Annotated in this window: 19 protein-coding genes; 9 read left to right on the plus strand and 10 right to left on the minus strand. The window is 72.1% G+C overall.

Annotation, left to right across the window (positions count from 1 at the left end; genetic code table 11):
• The first annotated feature begins 153 nt into the window (after window positions 1-153).
• A complete protein-coding gene (locus tag OG223_RS39230; protein WP_329259351.1) occupies window positions 154-627 on the plus strand; it encodes a DUF6099 family protein in 474 nt (157 codons plus the stop codon).
• Window positions 628-727: 100 nt separating this feature from the next.
• Here OG223_RS39230 and OG223_RS39235 read toward each other — a convergent pair whose 3' ends face one another.
• Window positions 728-937 (minus strand): hypothetical protein, encoded by a 210-nt coding sequence (locus OG223_RS39235; protein WP_329259353.1) that lies wholly within the window; start codon window positions 935-937, stop codon window positions 728-730.
• 248 nt (window positions 938-1,185) lie between these two features.
• Here OG223_RS39235 and OG223_RS39240 point away from each other — a divergent pair, with 248 nt between their 5' ends.
• The gene (locus OG223_RS39240; protein ID WP_329259356.1) at window positions 1,186-2,109 is read left to right on the plus strand and encodes an LLM class F420-dependent oxidoreductase; all 924 of its coding nucleotides are present in this window, start codon (window positions 1,186-1,188) and stop codon (window positions 2,107-2,109) included.
• 65 nt (window positions 2,110-2,174) lie between these two features.
• Here OG223_RS39240 and OG223_RS39245 read toward each other — a convergent pair whose 3' ends face one another.
• The gene (locus OG223_RS39245) at window positions 2,175-3,647 is read right to left on the minus strand and encodes an MFS transporter (RefSeq protein WP_329259359.1); all 1,473 of its coding nucleotides are present in this window, start codon (window positions 3,645-3,647) and stop codon (window positions 2,175-2,177) included.
• Between the two features lie 172 nt (window positions 3,648-3,819).
• On the opposite strand from OG223_RS39245, the gene OG223_RS39250 reads away from it, so the two are divergent.
• From OG223_RS39250 to OG223_RS39260, 3 genes are all read left to right on the plus strand, one after another.
• Window positions 3,820-4,494, plus strand: coding sequence for a TetR/AcrR family transcriptional regulator (locus OG223_RS39250; protein WP_329259361.1), 675 nt, complete (start codon window positions 3,820-3,822; stop codon window positions 4,492-4,494).
• 156 nt (window positions 4,495-4,650) lie between these two features.
• Window positions 4,651-5,322: an ABC transporter ATP-binding protein gene (locus OG223_RS39255; protein ID WP_329265716.1), complete on the plus strand. Its 672-nt coding sequence runs from the start codon at window positions 4,651-4,653 to the stop codon at window positions 5,320-5,322.
• A gap of 141 nt (window positions 5,323-5,463) precedes the next feature.
• Entirely contained in the window at window positions 5,464-6,423 is a 960-nt protein-coding gene (locus OG223_RS39260; protein WP_329265717.1) for an ABC transporter ATP-binding protein, read from the plus strand.
• A 22-nt stretch (window positions 6,424-6,445) separates the two neighbouring features.
• Here OG223_RS39260 and OG223_RS39265 read toward each other — a convergent pair whose 3' ends face one another.
• Both OG223_RS39265 and OG223_RS39270 read right to left on the minus strand, forming a co-directional pair.
• Window positions 6,446-9,274, minus strand: coding sequence for a hypothetical protein (locus tag OG223_RS39265; protein ID WP_329259363.1), 2,829 nt, complete (start codon window positions 9,272-9,274; stop codon window positions 6,446-6,448).
• Window positions 9,271-12,609 carry an ABC transporter permease gene (locus OG223_RS39270; protein ID WP_329259366.1) on the minus strand — a complete coding sequence of 1,113 codons (3,339 nt, stop codon included), beginning with the start codon at window positions 12,607-12,609 and terminating at the stop codon, window positions 9,271-9,273. Before OG223_RS39270 ends, OG223_RS39265 begins: the two co-directional genes overlap by 4 nt.
• A 222-nt stretch (window positions 12,610-12,831) precedes the next feature.
• Here OG223_RS39270 and OG223_RS39275 point away from each other — a divergent pair, with 222 nt between their 5' ends.
• Both OG223_RS39275 and OG223_RS39280 read left to right on the plus strand, forming a co-directional pair.
• A complete protein-coding gene (locus tag OG223_RS39275) occupies window positions 12,832-14,295 on the plus strand; it encodes a 3' terminal RNA ribose 2'-O-methyltransferase Hen1 (RefSeq protein ID WP_329259369.1) in 1,464 nt (487 codons plus the stop codon).
• On the plus strand, window positions 14,292-16,838 hold the full coding sequence (locus OG223_RS39280; RefSeq protein ID WP_329259372.1) for a polynucleotide kinase-phosphatase: 2,547 nt from the start codon (window positions 14,292-14,294) through the stop codon (window positions 16,836-16,838). The genes OG223_RS39275 and OG223_RS39280 overlap by 4 nt, the downstream gene beginning before the upstream one ends.
• 52 nt (window positions 16,839-16,890) lie before the next feature.
• On the opposite strand, the gene OG223_RS39285 is transcribed toward OG223_RS39280, so the two are convergent.
• Both OG223_RS39285 and OG223_RS39290 read right to left on the minus strand, forming a co-directional pair.
• Window positions 16,891-17,790, minus strand: a complete 900-nt coding sequence (locus tag OG223_RS39285) for a hypothetical protein (RefSeq protein WP_329259375.1) — start codon at window positions 17,788-17,790, stop codon at window positions 16,891-16,893.
• The gene (locus OG223_RS39290; protein ID WP_329259378.1) at window positions 17,787-18,824 is read right to left on the minus strand and encodes an SPFH domain-containing protein; all 1,038 of its coding nucleotides are present in this window, start codon (window positions 18,822-18,824) and stop codon (window positions 17,787-17,789) included. The genes OG223_RS39285 and OG223_RS39290 overlap by 4 nt, the downstream gene beginning before the upstream one ends.
• A 146-nt stretch (window positions 18,825-18,970) precedes the next feature.
• Between OG223_RS39290 and OG223_RS39295 the strand changes: the two genes are divergently transcribed.
• Complete coding sequence (locus OG223_RS39295; protein ID WP_329259381.1) at window positions 18,971-20,194, plus strand: arginine deiminase; 1,224 nt, start codon at window positions 18,971-18,973, stop codon at window positions 20,192-20,194.
• A gap of 73 nt (window positions 20,195-20,267) precedes the next feature.
• Window positions 20,268-21,275, plus strand: a complete 1,008-nt coding sequence (gene argF, locus OG223_RS39300) for an ornithine carbamoyltransferase (RefSeq protein ID WP_329259384.1) — start codon at window positions 20,268-20,270, stop codon at window positions 21,273-21,275.
• 24 nt (window positions 21,276-21,299) lie between these two features.
• On the opposite strand, the gene OG223_RS39305 is transcribed toward argF, so the two are convergent.
• From OG223_RS39305 to cysC, 4 genes are all read right to left on the minus strand, one after another.
• On the minus strand, window positions 21,300-21,755 hold the full coding sequence (locus OG223_RS39305) for an ATP-binding protein (RefSeq protein ID WP_329259386.1): 456 nt from the start codon (window positions 21,753-21,755) through the stop codon (window positions 21,300-21,302).
• A gap of 229 nt (window positions 21,756-21,984) precedes the next feature.
• Entirely contained in the window at window positions 21,985-23,196 is a 1,212-nt protein-coding gene (locus OG223_RS39310; protein ID WP_329259389.1) for a sulfate adenylyltransferase subunit 1, read from the minus strand.
• 2 nt (window positions 23,197-23,198) lie between these two features.
• Complete coding sequence (cysD, locus tag OG223_RS39315; protein ID WP_329259391.1) at window positions 23,199-24,098, minus strand: sulfate adenylyltransferase subunit CysD; 900 nt, start codon at window positions 24,096-24,098, stop codon at window positions 23,199-23,201.
• The gene (gene cysC, locus OG223_RS39320; RefSeq protein ID WP_329259393.1) at window positions 24,095-24,646 is read right to left on the minus strand and encodes an adenylyl-sulfate kinase; all 552 of its coding nucleotides are present in this window, start codon (window positions 24,644-24,646) and stop codon (window positions 24,095-24,097) included. Before cysC ends, cysD begins: the two co-directional genes overlap by 4 nt.
• Between the last annotated feature and the right edge of the window lie 66 nt (window positions 24,647-24,712).

Here is a 24,712-nt window from a genome sequence, read left to right on the forward strand (position 1 = left end):
CTCCGGAGTCATTCATCTGCCCGCAACCGATTTGTTGTCCACAGATTTCCGCCTTCCTCTGGCTTTTCGTCTCAGGGACTCTCACTCTGGGTAGTGGACAAGGAGTTCGGGCGGACGTGCGAACAGCGCGTCGGGATATGACGGGGGCAGGGCATGGACGCGATGCGGCTCATCGTGACGAGCAGGCGCGCCCTGGCCGGGAGCGGCGGCGTGCCGGAGACCATGACGGAGGTGTGGCAGGCGCAGGCCCTCGCCCAGGCGATAGGCAGCCGCCTTGCGGTCTACGGCCCGCCCGAACTACGCGGCGAGGCACTGGGGTTGACCGAGTTGGCGGGCCGGGGCTGCGGTGTCCTGGACACCCCCGTCCTCGCGATAGAGGACTTACGCGCGGCCCAGCTCACGGAGTTGGGCGACGCGCGCCTCGCCCTGCTGTGCCTGGGCGGCCTGCTCGGCGAGGTCGGTATCGCCCTCGTCGGCATCGCCTGCGCGGCGGACGACGAGGGGACGTACTGGCAGTGCATGGAAGCGATCGACGCGGCGGACGAATCGCGGGACCGGGTGCTGGAGATGCTCCGAAGACTGGCGGACCGCGAACAGGCGGCGATACCGGAGCGGGAGGCGGGGTGACCTTGGTGTCCGGGTGATGGGAGTGGGGGGCCGTGACGGTTGCGGTTCGTAGGGTCTGCGCGACTCCGTCGTGGCCGGCCGCGCAGTTCCCCGCGCCCCTTTAGGGGCGCCTCACGTGGCCTGCGTTGTCCATCGAGCCACCCGCGTCCAGGTCGGCTGGTTGTGCCGACCCCGTGGTTCCGGCCGACTGCAGGTCCGCGTCCAGGGCGGACAGGTCCGCGTTCAGGGACGCCATCAGCTCCTCCATCTGCTGCAACAACCCCTTCGGTTGTGCAGGCCCGCCCTGCTGCGGCACGGCTTCTTCGGACATGACGGCCTCCTCGGCCCGTGGCCTCCCCACCTGGGAGGAGGCCGATGCGGGTGACGCCCCGACGTCGCCTTGCCGGTGCGGGAATCCGGGCGGTCCGGCTCCGCCCGAGCCAACGATCATCAACGGGGCCGGTCACTGGCGCGGGCGCCCCCCGTGCGCACGGTTGACGCAATTTCACCCGACCGGGGACGAGTGGGGCCGTAGGGACCGGTGGGGTTGACCGATACCCCGGCGTGCAGGATGGAGGCATGGATCTTCGCATCTTCACCGAGCCCCAGCAGGGGGCCACCTACGACACCTTGCTCGCCGTGGCCAAGGCCACCGAAGACCTGGGCTTCGACGCCTTTTTCCGGTCGGACCACTACCTGAGCATGGGTTCCGGTGACGGCCTGCCCGGCCCCACCGACGCCTGGATCACCCTGGCCGGCCTCGCCCGCGAGACCAAGCGCATCCGCCTGGGCACCCTGATGACGGCCGCCACCTTCCGCCTCCCCGGCGTCCTCGCCATCCAGGTCGCCCAGGTCGACCAGATGTCCGGCGGCCGGGTCGAACTCGGCCTGGGCGCGGGCTGGTTCGAGCAGGAGCACCAGGCGTACGGCATCCCGTTCCCCAAGGAGAAGTTCGCCCGCCTGGAGGAGCAACTGGCGATCGTCACCGGACTGTGGGAGACCAAGCCCGGCGACACCTTCGACTTCCACGGCACGCACTACGACCTGACCGACTCGCCCGCGCTGCCCAAGCCCGCGCAGACGAGGATCCCCGTACTGATCGGCGGCCACGGCGCGAGCCGTACTCCGAGGCTGACCGCGCGGTACGCCGACGAGTTCAACATGCCGTTCGCCTCGATCGAGGACAGCGAGCGGCAGTTCGGCCGGGTCCGCGCCGCCGTCGAGGCGGCCGGCCGCAAGGCCGACGACCTCACGTACTCCAACGCCCTGGTGGTCTGCGTCGGCAAGGACGACCAGGAAGTCGCCCGTCGCGCCGCCGCGATCGGCCGCGAGGTCGACGACCTCAAGGCCAACGGCCTCGCGGGCACCCCGTCCGAGGTCGTCGACAAGATCGGCCGCTACGCCGAGATCGGCTCCCGGCGCCTCTACCTCCAGGTCCTCGACCTCGCCGACCTGGACCACCTGGAACTGATCTCGGCCCAGGTGCAGACCCAGTTGTCGTAGCCGTCGTGGCGCGGCGCGGGCGGGGTGTGTCGGCCCCGCCCGCACCGCGCTCCCCGGGAACGGCCCTAACTCCGGGCCCCCGCCGCCGCGTTGGCCGCCGCGGGCACCCCCGCATCCACCGGCGCCCGCCGCCCCGGCAGGAACGCGGCCAGCAGCAGGGCCGCCAGCGACGCCGCCGAACCGATGCCCATGATCACGCGGAAGCCGTTGTGGGAGGGGACGGTGAGGGAGCCGAAGGTCGTCGTCATGTGCGCCAGTACGACACCGGCGACGGCGCTGGAGGCGGACGTACCGATGGACCGCATCAGGCTGTTGAGGCTGTTCGCGGCGGCCGTCTCGGTCAACGGCACGGCCCCCATGATGAGCGCGGGCATCGCGCCGTAGGCGAAACCGATCCCGGCGGAGATCACACAGCACACCACCACGACCTGCCAGACCGCGGCCATCATGACGACCCCCAGCCCATAGCCGGCCGCCACGATGAGCGCGCCCAGCATCAGGGTGACCTTGGGCCCGGCCGTCGCCGAGATCCGGGCGGAGAGCGGCGCCGTCGCCATCATCACCAGGCCGGAGGGGCCGAGGGCGAGCCCCGCCGCGAGCACGGTCTGGCCGAGGCCGTAGCCGGTGGACGTGGGCAGTTGGAGCAGTTGCGGCACGGCCAGCGACATCGCGAACATGGCGAAGCCGAACATCACGGACGCGAGGTTGGTGAGCAGCACCTGGCGCCGCACGGTGGTGCGCAGGTCGACCAGCGGCCGTACGGTACGCAGCTCCCACCAGCCCCACACCAGCAGCACCGCAACCGCCATGGCGAACAGCCCAGTTGTCGTGCCGCTGCCCCAACCCCAGTCCGCGCCCTTGGAGACGGCCAGCAGCAGACACACCAGACCGATCGACATCCCGACGCCGCCCACCACGTCGAACCGGCCGCCGCTGCGCACCGCCGACTCCGGCACGAGCGTCACGACGAGCGCGGTCACGACGGCGCCGAGCACCGCCGCCGTCCAGAACAGCACGTGCCAGTCCGCCTTTTCGGCGATGAACGCGGCCGTCGGAAGCCCGAGCGCACCGCCCACCCCCAGCGAGGCACTCATCAGCGCGGTCGCCGATCCCAGCTTCTCGGGCGGCAGTTCGTCCCGCATGATGCTGATGCCGAGCGGGATGACGGCCATCGACACGCCCTGGAACGTCCGCCCGACGATCATCGGCACGAGCGAGTCGCTGAGCGCGCCGATCACCGACCCGACGATCAGCAGGACCAGGCTGAGCAGCAGCATCCGCCGCTTGCCGTACATGTCCCCGAGCCGCCCCACGACAGGGTTGGCGACGGCACCGGCGAGCAGGGTCGCGGTGATCGCCCATGTGGCGTCGGACGGCGAGGAGTTCAGCAGCTTCGGGAGTTCGGGAACGATCGGGATGATCAACGTCTGCATCAGCGAGACGGTGATCCCGCCGAGCGCCAGGACCCAGACGACGGCACCGGAGCGCGCAGGCCCGGAGCCCTCGACGGGTGGGGAGGGGATGGCGGACGCGGACATGGCGAAGCCTCCGGCGATACGGGCGACAGGGCGACAGGGGGCCGAACGAAACGAGTCTGGCATGTTTTTCGTATGGCATACGCAAAATAGGTGGAGGCGCGGTGGGGAAAGGCCGGAGCGGTAGCCTTCCCCCTGTCCGGACACGACTGTCGCGGACGCGGAGGTGCGGCGGATGACACAGGTGGTGACGCAGGTGGCGACGGTTTCCGGCCGCCGGGGCAGGGGGCGTCCGCCCCGGCTGTCGCGGGAGCGGATCGTCGAGGGCGCGGTCGAGGTGCTGCTCGCCGAACCGGCCGTCTCCCTCACCATCAAGCGCGTCGCCGACGTCGTCGGCGCCGCCCCCATGGCCCTCTACCGCTACTTCCCGGACCGCGACGCCCTCCTCCAGGCGACCGCCGACCACGTCCTGGAGGCCATGCGGCGCGACCCCATCCCCGACGGCCCCTGGCCCGACCGGCTCAGCGCCTGGATGCGCGCCGGGCAGGCCAACCTCCGCCCCTACCCCCAGCTCATGCCGTACATGACGACGACCCGGCACCCCGCCTGGCTCCCCGGCCTGACCCGGCTGCGCGAGATCCTCGCCCCGGCCGGTCTCTCCGAGGAGGACCTCGCCCTCGCCGTGGCGCTCATCTCGTCCACGATGCTCGGCCACGCCGTCTACGAGGGCTACCGCAGACCGGACGAGGAGATGACGGCCCTGCTCGACGACACCCCCGCCGACGACCCCACGGCGGACGCCCTGCGGCCCCTCCTCGCCGGTCTGCCCGCCGCGCACGCCCGGCTCTTCGACACGATCCTCGACCGGACGGTCACCACGGTGGAGCGGCTGGCGGCCGGGCCGGAGTGACGGCCGAGGGGGCGATTCGCCTGCCCCGCGCGGGAGTTGTCCGGGGCGGGCAGTACCGTACGGTGCGGACGCGGGGCAGGTGGGGGGGGAGCACGGGTGAGCGAGCGGTCCAGTGGGCGCGGCGCGGTCGCGGACGTCGGGACGCCGGTCGGCGCGATGGTGGCGGTCGAGGACCTGCGCCGTACCTACGGCAGCGGGGACACCGCCGTCCATGCCCTGCGCGGTGTCTCTTTCAGCGTGCCGCGCGGTGAACTCGTCGCGCTCCGGGGGCGGTCCGGTTCCGGCAAGACCACGGTGCTCAACCTGGTCGGCGGCCTCGACACCCCGGACGGCGGCCGGATCAGCCTCGACGGCACCGACCTCGCCGGTCTCGGCGAGGACGAACTCCTGGCGTTGCGCCGCGACCGTATCGGCTTCGTCTTCCAGTCCTTCGGCCTCATCCCGATCCTGACCGCCGCCGAGAACGTCGGGGTGCCGTTGCGCCTGCGGAAGGTCCCGGCCCGTGAACGCGAGGCCCGCGTCGGCCTGTTGCTCGCCCTGGTCGGCCTCGCCGACCACGCCGACCAGCGTCCTGGCGAGCTGTCCGGCGGCCAGCAGCAGCGGGTCGCCATCGCCCGCGCGCTCGCCAACGACCCGGCCCTGATCATCGCCGACGAACCCACCGGACAGCTCGACGCCGACACCGGTCTCACCGTGATGGACCTGCTGCGCGCCGTCGTCCGCAGCGAGTCCGTCACCGCGCTCGTCGCCACCCACGACACCCAACTCCTCGCGCTGGCCGACCGGGTGCTCGAACTGCGTGACGGGCGCATCGTCGGGGACGGCTAGGGCTACCCTGGCCGCTGTTCGACATCGTTATCCGCAGACCTCGTCTCCACAGGCCTCGTCTCCATTGACTTCGTCTCCGCAGACCTCACCTCCTCGGGGGACCGTGTGGCAGTTCACCAACAGCCCACCGGGGCACCGGACTTGGCCGAGCTGCGGCGGCGGGCCGCCGAGGCCGCCGTCCTGCGGCGCGAGGAGGGGCTGGTCGTCTGCGAGAACCTGGTGCGGATCTACCAGACCGAGGGCGTCGAGGTGCAGGCCCTCCAGGGCCTCGATCTCGCCGTCGCCGAGGGCGAGATGATCGCGGTGATCGGGGCCTCCGGCTCCGGCAAGTCCACTCTGCTGGGCATACTCTCCGGCCAGGACGTGCCCACCGCGGGTGCCGCCGAGGTCGCCGGACACGACCTGCTGGCGATGAAACGCCGTGAGCGGCTCGACTACCGCCGCAGCACGGTGGGGTTCGTCTGGCAGCAGACCTCCCGCAATCTGCTGCCGTATCTCTCGGCGGCCGAGAACGTGATGCTCCCGATGACGTACACCGGGATCAAACGCGCCCAACGGCGGTCCCGGGCCGAGGAGTTGCTCGATCTGCTGTCCGTCGGGCACTGCCGGGACCGCACCCCCGACACGCTCTCCGGCGGTGAGCAGCAGCGGGTCGCGGTCGCCGTGGCCAACGCCAACGAGCCCCGGGTGCTGTTCGCCGACGAACCCACCGGCGAACTCGACACCGCCACCAGCGACGAGGTCTTCGCCGCGCTGCGCCGGGCCAACGAGGAGCTGGGCGTCACCGTGATCGTGGTCACCCACGACGCGTTGGTGTCCGAGCAGGTCCAGCGCACCGTACGGATCCGCAACGGCCGTACCTCGACGGAGGTGTTGCGCCGGGTCGCCACCGGTGAGGACGGCGTCGAGGTGCTCACCGCCGAGGAGTACGCGGTGCTGGACGCGAGTGGCCGCCTGCAACTGCCCGGCGAGTTCACCGAGCGGCTGCACCTGCGCAAGCGGGTCCGGCTGGCCCTGGAGAGCGACCACATCGGCATATGGCCCGACGAGGCCGCGCGACGGGCCAAGTCCGAGGCGGAGGGCACCGAGAGCGTGCAGTAACCGGCCTGCCCCCAAGGTGCGTTCAGCTCAGGCGCAGTACGGCGCCCAGACGGCGCCTGCGGGCGAGGACCGTCTCGGTCGCCGCGGCGGCCAGGATCAGCGCGGTCACGCCGGCGACGAGCGCGAGGGTCAGCGAGTAGTCGGTGTGCAGGGCCGGTTCGGCCGGGCCGCCGGTGAACTGCCGTAGATCCAGGGTCTGTTGCATGAGCCGTGGTTCGAGGAGCCCGAGCAGGGTGCCGCCCACCGCCGAGGCCACCGCCAGCGGCAGCAGTTGCAGGAAGTGGATCGCCCCCGCCTCCCTGGCGCCGAGTCCGAGCGTGCGCAGGAACGAGGTGGTGCGGCCGCGTTCCTGGGCGGTGAGGGTCAGTTCGAGGGCGAGCGCGAGCAGGCCGGACAGCGCGGCCAGGATCGAACCGGCCGTGTAGATCATGCCGAGCCCCTGCGTCAGGCCGTCCGCGCGCAGGGTGCTCAGCGTCTCGGAGCGGACGCGGATCCGGGCGAGCGGCCCGAGCGCTTTGGCCGCCGCCGACCGCAGTGCCTGGGGCCCGTCGCCCTTGAGGAGCAGGACGGTACTGCCCGCGGCCTGCTCGGGCAGCAGGTGTTCGGCGTCGGCGACGGTGATCAACAGCGGTGTCCCCGGCGGGAGTTGCGCGGTCACCGGGCCGAGGAGGGGGTCGTGCAGGTCGGCGGCGGTGAGGGTGCCGACCGGCTTGAGGGTCAGGTTCACCGGGGGCTGCCCCTGGGTCACCACGGTGGTGGTGAAGCCGCCGGTGCGCTCCCGCGCCCGCAGGTCGGGCGAGAGGAAGGACGGCAGCGGGACACTCGCGTCGACCCGGCCTCCCGGTGGAGTGGTCAGCCCGGCCGACAGGGCGCCGGCCAGTGGTGACTTCGGGGCGACGGCGGCCAGTTGACGAGCATCGACGGTGATCACGGCGACCTGGGAGACCACCGCGCCGTCGGCCTGCCCCGCGAGGTCGAGGGTGCGCAGACGCTGGAGAGCGGTCCGTGTTCCGCCGGCGGTGGTTCCGGCAGGCGTCACGGTGCCCGCCACCGTCGCGCTCGCGTCCGCGCCCGTGGTCCACGCCGCCCCCGTCGCCAGGCCGTCGTCGACCGTACGCTGCACCAGGCCGCCGAACACCGCCGTGCCCAGGGTCAACACCAGGACGAACAGGGCGAGTCCGGTCGCCGGGGCGTCGTGCGCGGCCCGGGCCGCCCCGACGAAACCCACCACACCCCGGCCGCGCCGGGTCCGCCGTAGCACCAGGCGCAGGACGAGCGGATAGACACGCAGCAGGATCAGTACGACGGAGAGCGCCACCAGGACCGGCACCGCGCCCAGAATCCCGTCGGGGCCCTGGGCGCGGAGCGCGAGCACGCCGGCCGCCGTCGTGAGCAGCACCGTCAGTTCCAGGACCGCGCGGCGGCCCACGGCGGTCCTGCGGCGGGTGCGGCGCAGTCGGCCGGGGCGGCGGGGTTCGCGGACCGCGAGCCAGGTCATCAGGGGCACCGTCAGCAGCACCGTCGCGGTGGTGAGGACGGCGGGCAGCGGTTGCGGCGATCCGGACGTGCCGGCGGGGGCGAGGGACCGGCCGGCCGCCCAGCCGAGCAGGGCGGCGATCAGCACCACCGGCCAGGCCACCGCGCAGCGCAACAGCACCAGGCGCGCGGTGGACGCGCCCCGCGCGCGCTGCAACCGCAGATGCGGCTGCCTACGGCGCAGCAGCAGCCGTACCGCTACCGCCACGGTGGCCAGCGCGACCGCCGCCAGCGCGTCGACGGCGTACGTCGCCAGGGCTCGGGCCTGCCGGTCCTGCGCGGTGAACGCGGTGAGCAACGGCGTCAGGGAGTCGGTCACCAGCAGGGACTGGGTGGACTGGCCGCCGACCTGGCAAGCGATGTCGCCGGTGACCCAGTCGCTCCCCTGGCACAGGGCGGCACTCAGGTCCGCGCCGTAGTGGGACAGCGGCCCGGTCAGCGCGCGGGCCCGGTCGAGCGCCGCCCCGGACAGATCGGCGCGCATCTGCCAGGTCACCCGGGGGCCGCCCACTCCGGCACCGGCCAGCAGGTCGGCGGCGTCGCGGCCGACGAGACCGCGGACGGCCAGCACCGTGCCGGCGGAACGCTCCGCCGGGTAGCGCGCGGGCTGGTCCAGGGTCTCCCGGCCGGTCCAGAAACCGTTGGCCGCGGCTGTGGTGCGGTAGACCCCGCTCACCACCAACTCCGCGTCGGGCGCGGCGTTCTGTGCCCCGGGCGTCTTCGGGAACTCGACGCTCAGTCGGCTGCCGGCCCGGACGCCCAGCGCCCGCGCGGTGGCCTGCGAGAGCCCGATCTGGGGCGGGGTGGTCAACGGCGTGCGGTCGGCGGGCGCGTGACCGCTGACGTAGCGCAAGTGGGCCTGTGCCGACGGAAGATGACTGACTGTCAGTTGGACGCTCGTGCTCGCCTGGCCAGGTGGCCGTGGGGAGAGCAGGGACGCCGGGTCGTAGTCGTAGCTGCCGCCGGTGAGGGACAGGTGCCGTGCGGCGGAGCCGTCGAGGTGCTCGGTGAGGGTGCGGCCGGCGGTGAGCAGGGTGGCCATGTCCATGGACGGCGGCGAGGTGGTGAAGACCTCCGGTGTGGTGCTCAGGCTGATCAGCGGCGCCTGGGCCTGCGCCGCGTCGACCCGCTGCCGCAGCGCCCGGTCCTCCTGCCGGCCCGCGAGAACGGGGGCCCAGGCGCACAGCGCCGTCAGCACCAGGACCAGCACGGCCAGACAGGCCAGCATCGGCAGGTCGCCCCGGGACTCCTCGCGGATCAGCCGCCGGGTCACCGCCGCTCGTCCCGTCGCCCCCTGTCCCGTCGTACGGCTCACCGGTCTTCCCCCGCTCGCAGCACCCGCACCAGATCCACCCGGGCCAGCAGCCGGGCCAGCGTCAGCACCACCGCGCTGATGGCCAGGGCGGTCGCCAGCGCGGTCAGGGTCACCGTGGCCCAGGGGGTGATCCGGGGCAGCGGGGGATAGGGGGCCTGTCCGCTGTCGTCCACGGTGACCAGGGGCAGGACCGCCGAGGCCAGGGCCAGGCCCATCAGTGCCCCCGGGACCACCGCGAACAGCGCGAGACCCACCTGTTCGGCGCCGAGCAGCGCGGACAGGCCGGAGGCGCGGACGCCGATCGCCCTCAGCAGCGCGAACTCCTTGCGGCGCTGCCGGGTGGAGACCACCGCGTGCACGGTGAAGGCGATGACCGCGAAACCGGGCGCCAGCCAGCGGACCAGTTCCAGCACCCGGCGCAGCCCGGCGCGGAACGGGTCGGCCTGGAGGGACGCGGCGGTGCGTGCCGTGGTGGTGACGCTGCCCAGCGCGGGCCGCGCCTCGGCGGCGGCGGCCGTACGCGCGCTGTCGGTGCTGCTCAGCCACCAGAACGCGGGGTCCTGCCGGTCGGCGCCGGCCAGGGTCAGCGCGGTGGAGAGCCGGCGCTGGTCGGCGATCAAGTGCCCCTGCCCGCGGCCCAGTCCGGGCGGTGAGTCGACACGGCCCACGATCTTCGCGGTGATCCGGCCGCCGCCCAGGTCGAGCGTGGTGGTGCTGCCCACGTGCAGGCGCGCGGCCCGCAGCGTCGAGGCGTCGGCGCGCACCGGAAGCGGCGCCGGACCGCCCAACGGGCCCGCCACGAGCCGCACTTGGCTGCCGGACCGGGTGGCGTAGTCGCTGTCGGAGAGACCGCCGAGGGAGTCCGAGACGGCCTGGGAGGGACGGATGCCGGTGCTGACGGTGGTCCGGAGCACTGCGGACCCGCCTCCGGGAGCGATCGAGCACACCCCGGGGCTGCCGGGGGTGTAGCTGTCGGTCAACTTCCCTTTGCACGCACCCTCGGTGGAGTCGGCGGCATGGTCCGTGCCGTCGGACCAGACCTGCCCGCCGGGCAACCGGGAGACCCAAGTGGCCGCGGAATCCGGGGTGTTGGCGGCTTCCCGCGCGCCGACCCGGATCAGGTCCAGGTCCAGTCGCGCGGGCCGCGCATTCGGCTGCGGCAGCACGCCGACGGCGGTCACCGTCAGCGGGTACGTCCGTGGACGGCCCCCGCTCAACGCCACGTCGAGCGGGACGACGACGGTGTGCCGGGCCCCGTCGGCGGCCGGCAGCCGCGCCGGTACGACGCTGACGAGACCGGACGCGTCCTGCACGGTCAACTCCAGACTCGGCGCCACCCGACTGCCGTCGCTGCGCAGGCGCTCGTCCAGCAGCAGCGCGGTCGGACGCCCGGGCAGCGGTATCCCGAGGACGACCGGCGACGAGGTGCGGGGAGCGGGCCCGGCGACCGTGCCGACCAGGTCCTCGGTGGTGCCGCCGGGCAGGTTCACCGTCGACCGCGTCACCGGTGCCACACGGGTCACCCCCGGCAGCGCGCGATAGGCGGCGCCCAGGACGGCGGAGGGATAGCCGTCGTCCGCGGACGGGGCGATCCGTACGTCCGCGCCGACGGTGAACGCGGCCTCCTCCGACGCCAGACCGCCCAGACTCGCGAGCGCGGTGGTGGCGAAGGCGCTCACCGAGACGGCCAGGCACATCAGTACCACCGGCCCCGCGTTGCGCGCGGCCCGCCGGCTCAACTGCCAGCCCGCCAGGGCGAGTACGAGCCCTCTGCTACGACGCCCGAACGCGTCCAGCAGCAGCGAGGTCAGCGGCAGCAGCCGCAGCAACAGCAGCGCGGCGGCGCCGGCCACCAGGGTCGGCACCAGGACCAGCACCGGGTCCACGGACGCGCTGCCGGTGCCCACGTCGGCGATCAGCGAGTGGTGCCGCCGCAGCTCCAGATACCCCAGGACCGCCACGGCCAGCAGCGCCAGATCGGCGCCCAACCGCTGCGCGACGGCGGCCCGCGCACCCCGTCCCGCCCGCGAGCCCGCCGACGGCAGCACGGGCAGCAGCACCGCCGCGGCGTGCACCAGCAGAGTCAGTCCTACGGCCGCCCAGGCGTCGGCGCCCCGACTGCCGGGGTGCAGCAGCCCGGCCAGGAAGGGCGCGACGAGGGCGGCCGGGATGCCGGTGAGCGCCCACTCGGCTCCCGCGCCGCGCAGCAGCCTCGACGTCCCGGCGCCGCGGGCCTGTTGGAGCGCCAGCTCGCCCTGTCGTCGCTCGGTCAACTGGCGGGCGGCCAGCACCAGGGTGGCCAGGGCGAGGACCGCCAGCAGCACGCTCGGCAGGTACAGCGAGGAGCGGGCCGCGACCGTCGGAACCGTCAACTCGTCGATGGCGCCCGGCAGTCCGGAGGCCACGGTGAGGTCGGCGAGGGACGGCTGCCGTCCGCCGAACACCGACACACCGCTCTGGCTGCCGGAGAAGGCCCGCAGCCGGTCGCGCAGCCCGGCGAGAGCGTCCGCGTCGAGCCGGGAGAGGTCGGGCTGCACACTCCAGTGGGCCGTCAGATGACCGTTCAGGACGGCGCTGCCGTTGAGGGCCGCCGCCGAGACCACCAACAGGCCCTGGTCCGCGGTCTCGCCCTCGGTCAGGTCACCGGCCATCGCGGGCCAGAACCCGACCGCACCGGACGCCCGGAACACCCCGGTGACCCGCAGCGTCATGACGCGACTGAAGGCGTCCTGCACCCGCAGTCGCGAACCGGGCCTGATATCAAGGCGTTTGGCCAGCGCGTCGGGTATCGCCGTGTCGACCGGCGCGGTGGACCCGGTGGCCACGGGGACATCGGGCAGCGCGGTGAACGCGCCGGCCGGGGCGTCGGCCGTACCGGCGGGCCACCGCCCGGCGACCAACTCCCCGAATCCGCCCCCGTGTTGCACCGCGACCGGGTGCAGCCCGCTGCCCCCGGGCTCACGCGGCGGACCCGCGACCCCGTCGATCCCCGTCACCGACACCGGCGACGTGCCCAGCAGCCCGACGTACGTCCGCTGCGGCACCCCGGCGAACACCCGCTCCGCGGCGGCCCGTACGTCCCGGTCGGCGGTGGCCATGCCCCCGGCCCGGTAGGCCGCGTTGACGTTCACCTGCGCGCCGATGTCACCGGCCAGCCGCCGTACGGCCCCGGCCTGCACCGAACTCCCCGCCAGCGCCGTGAGCGCGGCCAACGCCGTCGCACACAGCAACACGGTCACCGACACCGCGGCCAGCACCAACCCGTGCTGCGCGGCCCGCCGGGCAACCGCGGGCAGCCGTCGCCGCGAGGAGGGCCTCAAGGCCGTGGCGACCACATGAACCCCCGCGAATCGAACATGTGACGGTGACGGCGCGCCACAGTCCTACCAGCGATGCCCACGACGGCACAACAATCGCTGATCCCGTCCGGCCCGGGACGGGGAAAATGCCTGAGTACGTCAGGGATGTTCGCTGTACGTTGTGCGGGCGCCCCGAGTCCCGCGGTGGCGTGCTTCCCCAGCTCAGAGGCTCAGTAGACGTTTCGAGGCAGGCCCACCGTGTTCCTGACGATCAGCACCACCGGCACCCCCGAACGCCCCGCCACCGACCTCGGTTTCCTGCTGCACAAGCATCCGGACAAGGCGCAGGCGTTCTCCACCTCCTACGGCAAGGCGTACGTCCTCTACCCCGAGGCGGATCCCGGGCGCTGCACGGCGGCGCTGCTGCTGGAGGTCGACGCGGTGGCGCTGGTCCGGCGCGGCAAGGGAAAGGGGCGCGGCGGCGCGCCCGACGCGGCGCTCGCGCAGTACGTCAACGACCGTCCGTACGCGGCCTCTTCACTCCTCGCCGTGGCCCTGAGCGCGGTCTTCTCCAGCGCGATGCGCGGCGTGTGCAACGCCCGCCCCGAGCGCGCGGCCCAGCCGCTGCCGCTGCGTATCGAGGTGCCCGCGCTGCCCGCGCGCGGCGGCCCCGACCTCGTACGACAGCTCTTCGCGCCGCTCGGCTGGACGGTCACCGTCGAACCGGTCGCGCTGGACGCCGAGTTCCCCGAGTGGGGCGACTCGCGGTACGTGAGCCTCGTCCTCGCATCGGAGACGCTGACCCTCGCCGAGGCGCTGCGCCACCTGTACGTCCTGCTCCCGGTCCTCGACGACGCCAAGCACTACTGGGTGGCCTCCGACGAGGTCGACAAGCTGCTCCGGGCCGGCGAGGGCTGGCTGCCCACGCACCCCGAGCAGAAACTCATCACCAGCCGCTATCTGTCCCGCCGTTGGTCCCTCACCCGGGAGGCGATGGAGCGGCTGGAACTGGTGCGGCTCGCCGAGGCCGACGACAGCGAGGTCGAGGAGATCGACAACGCCGTCGCGGCGGAGACGGAGGCCGAGGAGAAGCCGACGCCGCTCGCCGTCCAGCGCCGGGACGCGATCGTCGAGGCGCTCAAGGCGTCCGGTGCCGGCCGCGTGCTCGATCTCGGGTGCGGGCAGGGCCAGTTGGTGCAGGCGCTCCTCAAGGACACCCGGTTCACGGAGATCGTCGGCACCGATGTGTCGATGCGGGCGCTCACCATCGCCGGCCGCCGCCTCAAGCTCGACCGCATGGGGGAGCGGCAGGCCGCGCGCGTCCAGCTCTTCCAGAGCTCGCTCGCCTACACCGACAAGCGCCTGAAGGGCTACGACGCCGCCGTGCTCAGCGAGGTCGTCGAACACCTCGACCTGCCCCGGCTGCCGGCCCTGGAGTACGCGGTGTTCGGCTCCGCCCGCCCGAGGACGGTCGTCGTCACGACCCCGAACGTCGAGTACAACGTCCGCTGGGAGACCCTCCCGGCCGGACACGTCCGGCACGGCGACCACCGCTTCGAGTGGACCCGCGCGGAGTTCGGGGAGTGGGCCCGTGAGGTCGCCCAACGGCACGGCTACGACGTCGAGTTCGTACCGGTGGGACCCGACGACCCCGAGGTGGGACCGCCCACCCAGATGGCCGTGTTCAGCGTCAGTACCGTGAAGGAGGAGAAGGCCGCATGACCGAGACCCAGACCAAGGGGCGCGTCCTGCCCGTCACCGACCTCTCCCTCGTCGTGCTGATCGGCGCCTCCGGCTCCGGCAAGTCCACCTTCGCGCACCGCCACTTCAAGCCGACCGAGATCATCTCCTCCGACTTCTGCCGGGGCCTGGTCGCGGACGACGAGAACGACCAGAGCGCCAGCCGGGACGCCTTCGACGTCCTGCACTACATCGCCGGCAAGCGCCTCGCCGCCGGCCGCCGCACGGTCGTCGACGCGACCAGCGTGCAGCAGGACAGCCGACGCCAACTGATCGACCTGGCACGGCAGTACGACGTCCTGCCCATCGCCATCGTGCTCGACGTACCGGAGGAGGTGTGCGCAGAGCGCAACGCCTCCCGCTCCGACCGCGCCGACATGCCCCGCCGTGTCATCACCCGCCACACCCGCGAACTAAGGCGCTCGCTGCGCGGACTGGAGCGCGAGGGCTTCCGCAAGGTGCACGTCCTGCGGGGCGTCGATGACGTCGAGGGCGCCACGGTCGTCACCGAGAAGCGCTTCAACGACCTGACCCACCTCACCGGCCCCTTCGACATCATCGGCGACATCCACGGCTGCGCCGCCGAACTGGAGTCCCTGCTCGGCAAGTTGGGCTACGACGACGGAGTCCACCCGGCGGGCCGTACGGCCGTCTTCGTCGGCGACCTCGTCGACCGCGGCCCGGACTCGCCCGGTGTGCTGCGCCGCGTGATGTCCATGGTCGGGTCGGGCAACGCGCTGTGCGTACCGGGCAACCACGAGAACAAGTACGGCCGTCACCTCAAGGGCCGCCAGGTCCAGCACACCCACGGCCTGGCCGAGACGATCGAGCAGATGGCGGGGGAGAGCGATGAATTCCGCGCCCAGGTGCGGGAGTTCATCGACGGACTCGTCAGTCACTACGTCCTCGACGGCGGCCGACTGGTCGTCTGCCACGCAGGCCTGCCCGAGAGGTACCACGGCCGCACCTCGGGCCGGGTGCGCTCGCACGCGCTCTACGGCGACACGACCGGCGAGACCGACGAGTTCGGCCTGCCGGTGCGCTACCCGTGGGCCGAGGACTACCGGGGCCGCGCGGCCGTCGTCTACGGCCACACCCCGGTCCCCGAGGCCAGTTGGCTGAACAACACCATCTGCCTCGACACCGGTGCCGTCTTCGGCGGCAAGCTGACCGCGCTGCGCTGGCCGGAGCGGGAGCTGGTCGACGTACCGGCCGAGCAGGTCTGGTACGAGCCGACCCGCCCGCTGCGCACGGAGGCGCCCGGCGGACACGACGGCCGTCCGCTCGACCTGGCGGACGTGCACGGCCGCCGGGTGGTGGAGACCCGGCACGCCGGCCGGGTCTCGGTCCGTGAGGAGAACGCGGCGGCGGCCCTGGAGGTCATGAGCCGCTTCGCGGTCGACCCGCGGCTGCTGCCGTACCTCCCGCCGACGATGGCCCCGACGGCTACTTCGCACGTCGACGGCTATCTGGAGCACCCGGCGGAGGCGTTCGCGCAGTACGCCGACGACGGGGTCGCGCGGGTCGTGTGCGAGGAGAAGCACATGGGTTCGCGGGCGGTGGCGCTGGTGTGCCGGGACGCGGAGGCGGCGGCGAAGCGGTTCGGTGTGGACGGCGGGCCGACGGGGTCGCTGTACACGCGTACGGGGCGTCCGTTCTTCGACGACGCGGGGGTCACGGAGGAGATCCTGGGCCGACTGCGGACGGCGCTCGACGAGTCGGGCCTGTGGGCGGAGCTGGAGACCGACTGGCTGCTGCTGGACGCGGAGTTGATGCCGTGGTCGCTGAAGGCGTCCGGGCTGCTGCGTGGTCAGTACGCGGCGGTCGGCGCGGCCGCGGGGGCGGTGTTCCCGGGTGTGCTGGCCGCGCTGGAAGGGGCCGTGGGGCGGGGTGTCGACGTGGTCGACCTGCTGTCCCGGCAGCGTGAACGCGCCGCGGACGCCTCGGCGTTCACCGACGCGTACCGGCGCTACTGCTGGACCACGGACGGCCTCGACGGCGTCCGGCTCGCCCCGTTCCAGATCCTCGCGGTCCAGGGACGCAGCCTCGCCGGACTCCCGCACGACGAACAACTCGCCCTGCTGGACCGGCTGGTGGAGCACGACAGCACCGGCCTGCTGCAGACCACCCGTCGGCTGTACGTCGACACCGGCGACCCCGAGTCGGTGCGGGCCGGCGTCGACTGGTGGCTGGAGATGACCGGGCGGGGCGGCGAGGGCATGGTCGTCAAGCCGGTCGGGGCGGTGGTGCGCAGCGAGCAGGGGAGGTTGGTCCAGCCGGGTATCAAGTGCCGTGGCCGTGAGTACCTGCGGATCATCTACGGCCCGGAGTACACGCGTCCCGACAACCTCGCCCGGCTGCGGGGCCGCTTCCTGAACCACAAGCGGTCACTGGCGATCCGGGAGTACGCGCTGGGTCTGGAGGCCCTCGACAGGCTGGCCGAGGGCGAGCCGCTGTGGCGGGTCCACGAGGCGGTGTTCGGGGTACTGGCGCTGGAGTCGGAGCCGGTGGATCCGCGTCTGTGAGGTGCGGGTAGGCGGGGGTGACCGTCCCTGGGGGCGGAGCCCCCAGGGACGGTCACCCCACCAACCGCAACCGCTCCCCACAAACCCCCACCCGAACCCCCTGCCCCCAAGTCAACTCCACCGCATCCCCCTCCATCCCGTCCCCGAACACGACCAACCCCTCCGACTCAACGGTGAGTTGAAGCCCCGCCGACCCGCTCAGCTCACCCGCCACCAGCGACGTCCCCGTGACCGGCGAAGGCCAGGCCTCCCGTACGAACCACACCAGCCTGTCCTCCGAGGGGTGTGGCAGGGACAGGGAACTGCCCCGCTCCTGCCACACCGACCGGAGCCAGCCGGAGGCCCCGGTGCCCGTTCCCACGAGCACCCCGGAGGACGCCTGGGCCTCGACGACACCCCCGTCGCCCTCCAGGCCCAGGCGGTATCGGGCCGTCTGATGACCGACGGCGCCCAGATAGATCTCGTTCAGCGCGACCAGCCGCTGTGTGTCGTCGGCGACGGCCTCGACCATGGTCAGTTCGTCCACACCGGTACCGGCCACGAGGGCGGCGCCCAGCAGGACGCCGGCGTCCGACGGCCGGTGCCGTACCAGGACGCCCGGGTTGCGCCCGGGGTCCGAGTCGAAGCCCAACACCGGCTGCCCGGCGAGGTACTTGGCGACGTTCGCGACCAGGCCGTCCTGGCCGACCACGACCACCACGTCCTCCGGCGCGAACAGGAACCGGTCCAAGTCCGCCCGCTCGACCTGGGTCCGACGCCAGGTCAGGGGGATCGCCGAGGACACCTCGGCCAGCGCCCGCCGGGTCCGGCGGTGCCGTTCGGCGACCTCCTCGATGTCCCGGCCCCGCGACCGCAGGAAGTACGCGGCCTGGCCGTGCGTCCCGTGCCGGGCGACCAACTCCTCGTACTCCGTGGTCCGATGGACGAGGACGGCCCGGGGGGCGAGGCTCACGCCCCTTCTCCGGTACCGAGCCGGGCGAGCAGCCCGGTCAGCACGTCCGGCGAGATCGTGACGCTGTCGATGTTCGGCAGGTTCTCCGCGAGCCGCGTCCCGGTGAGCGCGTGCAGGGTCGTGACATCGACGTCCGCGTGCACCCGCAGCCACGCCGCCTGGGCGTGCGCCCGTGCGTCACCCACCTCGCGGGCACCCTCGGCCTCGGCCCGGGCGAGCCGTACGGAACGGGCCGCCTCGGCGTCGGCGAGCCGTACCGTACGCGTCGCCTCCGCCTCCGCCCGGACGCCGTCCGCCGCCGCGTGCTCCTCGGCCTCGCGGCGCGTGTTCGTGCCGCGCTGGTCGACCAACTGCTCCTCGCGGCGGGCGAGTTCGATCTGGCTGTCCAGTTCGTTCTCGGCGATCGCCCGCTCCCGTTCGACGGCCACCGCCCGGCGTTCGTAGGTGGCCTTGTCCGCCTCCTGCTGGATCTGCTCGCGGGCCGGGGTGCGCAGCGCCCGCTCCACCTCGGGCTCGGGCCGGATCGCCATCACACGGACGGCGACCACCTCGATACCGGTGGCCGGCAGGCGCGGTTCGGCGCCGAGGCCCGCCGCGATCCGCTCCCGTACCGCCGTCACCCCGTCGACCAGCGCCGCCGCGAGGGGAGTTCGGGCGAGCACGGCCAGCGCGTGCTGCTGAGCCGTCTCGGTCAGCAGGGTGCCCAACTGCTCAAGAGGCGATCCCCGCCACACACCCGTGTCCGGGTCCACGGAGAAGTCGAGCCGCGCGGAGGCCAGCGCCGGGTCGCTGATCCGGTAGGTGACGGTCGCCTGCACCGCCACGTCCTGGAAGTCGGACGTACGGGCATGGAAGGTCATGGCCAACTCCCGGTCGTCGACCGGCACTTCGGAGAGTGCGGCGGTCAACGCGCGGAACCAGAAGCTGAGTCCGGGCCCGTCGTGCAGCAACTTGCCCGAGCGGTGGTGCCGGATGTGCGCCGTAGGAGCCCCGCGCAGATGGCGCCAGCCCAGGCGCCGGGTGATGTCGGCCATCAGTTCCTCAGATCCCCTCAGATCCCGCATCGATCTCGTCAGTAAGACGATAATCGGTGGGCCCACTTGTCGTCAAGGGGACGAGAAGAAGAGGAAGTATGACAAGTAAGGGGGTGAACCCGGGCCCGGATGGTCAGGATGGAGACATGGCACTCCATGTCGACTCCGAGACCGGGCGGCTCCGCCGCGTCATCCTGCACCGGCCGGATCTCGAGCTCAAAAGGCTCACCCCGAGCAACAAGGACGCCCTCCTCTTCGACGACGTGCTCTGGGTGCGCCGGGCGCGCGCCGAACACGACGGCTTCGCGGACGTCCTGCGCGACCGGGGCGTCGCCGTCCATCTCTTCGGCGACCTGCTCGCCGAGTCCCTGGCGATCCCGGCGGCCCGCGCGCTCGTCCTGGACCGCGTCTTCGACGAGAAGGAGTACGGCCCCCTCGCCACCGACCACCTCCGCGCCGCCTTCGAGGCCCTGCCCGCGCCCGAACTGGCCGAGGCGCTCGTCGGCGGCATGACCAAGCGGGAGTTCCTGGAGGCCCACCCGGAGCCGACCTCCGTCCGCTTCCATGTCATGGACCTCGACGACTTCCTCCTGGCCCCCCTCCCCAACCACCTCTTCACCCGCGACACCTCCGCCTGGATCTACGACGGCGTCTCCGTCAACGCCATGCGCTGGCCGGCCCGGCAGCGCGAGACCGTCCACTTCGAGGCGATCTACCGCCACCACCCGCTCTTCCGCGCCGAGAAGTTCCACGTCTGGTCCGAGGGGCAGGCCGACTACCCGTCCACCATCGAGGGCGGCGACGTGCTCGTCATCGGCAACGGCGCGGTGCTCATCGGCATGAGCGAGCGCACCACCCCGCAGGCCGTCGAGATGCTCGCGCACAAGCTGTTCGCCGAGGGCTCCGCGCGGACGATCGTGGCGCTCGACATCCCCAAACAGCGCGCCTTCATGCACCTCGACACGGTGATGACGATGGTCGACGGCGACACCTTCACCCAGTACGCGGGGCTCGGCATGCTCCGGTCGTACACCATCGAACCGGGCGTCGGCGACAAGGAGTTGAAGGTCACCGACCATCCGCCGGAGCACATGCACCGCGCGATCGCCGCCGCCCTCGGTCTTGACGGGATCCGCGTGCTGACCGCCACCCAGGACGTGCACGCCGCCGCACGGGAGCAGTGGGACGACGGCTGCAACGTCCTCGCCGTCGAGCCCGGCGTCGTCGTCGCCTACGAACGGAACGCCACCACCAACACCTATCTGCGCAAGCAGGGCATCGAGGTGATCGAGATCCCGGGCAGCGAACTGGGCCGGGGCCGGGGCGGGCCGCGCTGCATGAGCTGCCCGGTCGAGCGGGACGCCGTATAGAAATGCTATGTATCGTATAGAATTCCAAACGTAAGCACCTGTTCCCCTTTACCTGTATCTCTGGAGCGCCCCCATGGCGACAGTCCCGACCGCCCTCGCCGGCCGCCACTTCCTCAAGGAGCTGGACTTCACCGAGGAGGAGTTCCGCGGCCTGATCGAGCTGGCCGCCGAGCTGAAGGCCGCCAAGAAGGCCGGGGGCGAGACGCGGTACCTGTCGGGCAAGAACATCGCGCTGATCTTCGAGAAGACCTCGACGCGCACCCGCTGCGCGTTCGAGGTCGCCGCGGCCGACCAGGGTGCCTCGACGACCTACCTCGACCCCTCGGGCTCGCAGATCGGGCACAAGGAGTCCGTGAAGGACACCGCACGGGTGCTCGGCCGTATGTTCGACGGCATCGAGTACCGCGGGGACAGTCAGGCCGCCGTGGAAGAGCTGGGTGCGTACGCGGGCGTACCGGTGTACAACGGGCTCACCGACGACTGGCACCCCACCCAGATGCTCGCCGACGTGCTCACCATGACCGAGCACAGCGACAAGCCGCTCAAGGGGATCGCCTTCGCCTACCTCGGCGACGCCCGCTTCAACATGGGCAACTCCTACCTGGTCACCGGCGCGCTGCTCGGCATGGACGTACGGATCGTCGCCCCGAAGTCGTACTGGCCCGCCGAGGAGATCGTCACCGCCGCCCGCGCGCTCGCCGAGCGCAGCGGCGCGCGCATCACGCTCACCGAGGGGATCGAGGAGGGGGTGACGGGCGCCGACTTCGTCGTCACCGACGTGTGGGTCTCCATGGGCGAGCCCAAACAGGTCTGGGACGAGCGGATCACGGCCCTCGCGCCGTACGCCGTGACCATGGACGTCCTACGGGCCACCGGCAACCCGGACGTCAGGTTCCTGCACTGTCTGCCGGCCTTCCACGACCTCGGCACCAAGGTCGGCCGCGAGATATACGAGACCCACGGCCTCGACTCGCTGGAGGTCACCGACGAGGTCTTCGAGTCCGCCCACTCGGTCGTCTTCGACCAGGCGGAGAACCGGCTGCACACGATCAAGGCCGTACTGGTGGCGACACTGGCCTGATCAGTGCTTGAAAACGTCCGGCGGCTATCCCGCCGGACGCCACTGCCGCGGTACGACGGGCAGCCTGAACCACACCGCCTTGCCCGACTCGGTGGGGCGGTGGCCGCACGACGAGCTGAGGGCGCGGATCAGCAGCAGGCCGCGCCCGTGCTCCTGCCAGGGGTCGGGCTCCTCGACGACGGGCTTCGTCAGGCTTCCGGGCGGCTCCGGGTCGGGATCGTGCACCTCGACCTGGCAGCCGGTGGGCAGCAGCTCGACCACGAGCTCTATGGGGGCGTCACCGGCGGTGTGCTCCACCGCGTTCGCGACCAGCTCCGCCGTCAGCAGCTCCGCGGTGTCGCTGTCGGCCGTGTACTTCACCTCGGACAGAGCCGTACGGACCAGTGCGCGGGCCACCGGCACGGCCGCGGCGGTGTGCGGCAGTGCGATGCGCCAGGAGGCGGAGGCGGAAGGGCGTTCTTGCAAGGCGGGTCCGTTCATGGAGCAGGCTGTCCTGCTTTCAACTATATGAATGGTACGGCGCCTTTTGTCAGAGTCTCTCGGCGGGCACCGCACGGGACCTTCGTCCCGGTACCGAGCGGCATACCCCGTTCAACGGCCACTCCCGCACTGCTGCTCCCGTTGTTACCGCGCTATTGACATCTCGTGACAAGAACGCCCTCGGGCCCCGTGCGAAACGGGGTCCGAGGGCGTTCTCAGCGAGGGGGGATCAGCTCAGGTCGGCCATGCCCGCCGTGAGCGTCGCGCCGTCCGCCGGGTCGATCACCAGGAACGCGCCCGTACGGCGGGACACCGCGTAGTCGTCGAGCGCGAGCGGCTCGGCGGTGCGCAGGGTGATCCGGCCCAGGTCGTTCGCGGTCAGCTCGGCCGCACCGCCGAGGTCCTTGACGATCGCCTTGACCGTACGGGTCGTGTGCCGCAGCAGCACCCGGTCGCCGACCCGCAGCGGCCGGTCGGCCAGATGGCAGACGGCGGCCCGGACGTCCTGGGTGAGCGCGGGCGCGTCGGCGCCGGTGGTGATCATGTCGCCGCGCGACACGTCCCGCTGGTCCGCGAGCCGCAGGCTGACCGACTGCGGCGCGTACGCCGCCCCGGCCTCGGTGCCGAGCACGGAGATCCCGGTGATCTCGGAGACCTCGCCCGAGGGATGCACCGTCACCCGGTCCCCGACCCGCAGCGAGCCGGACACCAACTGGCCCGCGTACCAACGGACTTCACCGTCACGGATGACGTACTGGACCGGGAACCGGGCCGGTGCGTCCGACGGGTCCGCGCCGACCGGGACGTCCTCCAGGAACTCCAGCAGGGCCGGGCCCTCGTACCAGTCCATGCGCGCCGAACGGTCCACGACGTTGTCGCCGACCAGCGCCGACACCGGGATCGGCGTGAAGGACGGCAGCCCCAACTCGGCGGCGTGGCCCGCGAATTCCTCGACGATCCGCTCGAACACCGCCTGCTCGTACCCGACGAGGTCCATCTTGTTGACGGCCAGCACCACATGCGGCACCCGCAGCAGCCCGGCCACGGCGGCATGCCGCAGGGTCTGCTCCACGACACCGTTGCGCGCGTCGATCAGGACGATCGCCAGCTCGGCGGTGGAGGCGCCGGTGACCATGTTGCGGGTGTACTGCACATGGCCCGGGGTGTCGGCGAGGATGAACCGCCTGCGGGGGGTGGCGAAGTAGCGGTACGCCACGTCGATGGTGATGCCCTGCTCGCGCTCGGCGCGCAGTCCGTCGGTGAGCAGCGCGAGGTCGGGCGCGTCCTGGCCGCGGTCGGCCGACACCCGCTGCACGGCTTCGAGTTGGTCGGTCAGCACCGACTTGGAGTCGTGCAACAGCCGTCCTACGAGCGTGGACTTGCCGTCGTCGACCGAACCGGCCGTCGCGAACCGCAGCGTGTCGATGGTGGTCGTGCTCATGGTTAGAAGTACCCCTCGCGCTTGCGGTCTTCCATCGCGGCCTCGGACAGCTTGTCGTCGGCACGCGTCGCGCCCCGCTCGGTGACCCGGGAGGCGGCGATCTCGGTGATGACCTGCTCCAGCGTCACCGCGTCCGAGTCGACCGCCCCCGTGCAGGACATGTCCCCGACGGTCCGGTACCGGACCTGCCGCTTCTCGACGGTCTCGTCCGCCTTCGGGCCGCCCCACTCACCGGCGGTCAGCCACATGCCGCCGCGCGCGAACACCTCGCGGTAGTGGGCGAAGTAGATGTCGGGCAGCTCGATGCCCTCGCGGTCGATGTACTGCCAGACGTCGAGCTCGGTCCAGTTGGACAGCGGGAACACTCGGACGTGCTCGCCGGGCGCGTGCCGCCCGTTGTAGAGATTCCACAGCTCGGGCCGCTGCCGACGCGGGTCCCACTGCGAGAACTCGTCACGAAGGCTGAACACCCGCTCCTTGGCGCGGGCCTTCTCCTCGTCCCTGCGACCGCCACCGAACACGGCGTCAAAGCGCTCGGACTGGATCTTCTCGGTGAGCGGCACGGTCTGGAGCGGATTACGGGTCCCGTCGGGACGTTCGCGCAGCACACCGCGGTCGATGTAGTCCTGTACGGAGGCCACATGGAGCCGCAGTCCATGTGCGGCCACCACGCGGTCCCGGTACTCAAGGACTTCGGGGAAGTTGTGTCCGGTGTCCACATGCAGCAGGGAGAAGGGCACCGGCGCGGGCGCGAACGCCTTCAGGGCGAGGTGCAGCATGACGATGGAGTCCTTGCCGCCGGAGAAGAGGATCACCGGCCGCTCGAACTCACCCGCCACCTCACGGAAGATGTGCACCGCCTCGGACTCAAGCGCGTCCAGGTGCGAGAGGGCGAAGGTCACACCAGCCCCCGCTCGGACAGCACCGCGTACACCGCGTCCGCAGACTCCTGCGGGCTCTGCGTCTGCGTGGGCAGCGTGAGCGCCGGGTCGGTGGGCGGCTCGTACGGGTCGTCGACACCGGTCAGGCCGGTCAGCGCGCCCGCGGCCTGGCGGGCGTAGAGGCCCTTCACGTCGCGCTCGCTGCACACCTCCACGGGCGCCGCGACATGCACCTCGATGTACGGCGTGCCGCTCGCCTGGTGGCGCTTGCGGACGGCCTCGCGGCTGTCGGCGTACGGCGCGATGACCGGGACGACGGAGAGGACGCCGTTGCGCGCGAGCACCTCGGAGACCAGGCCGATGCGCTGCACATTGGTGTTGCGGTCCTCGCGGGAGAAGCCGAGGCCGGCCGAGAGGAAGCGGCGTACCTCGTCGCCGTCGAGGATCTCCACGCGATGTCCCTCGGCCTTGAGGCGCTCCCCGAGATGTCTGGCGATCGTCGTCTTACCCGCGCTCGGCAGTCCGGTGAGCCAGACGGTGGCTCCGTGAGCCCGTGCCGTGGTGGTCATGCGCAACAGTCCTCTTTCTTACCCGACGAGCGACGTCGTCGAAGGGTAGGTAAGAACTCTGAGAGG

Source organism: Streptomyces sp. NBC_01478 (assembly GCF_036227225.1).
Lineage (GTDB): Bacteria > Actinomycetota > Actinomycetes > Streptomycetales > Streptomycetaceae > Streptomyces.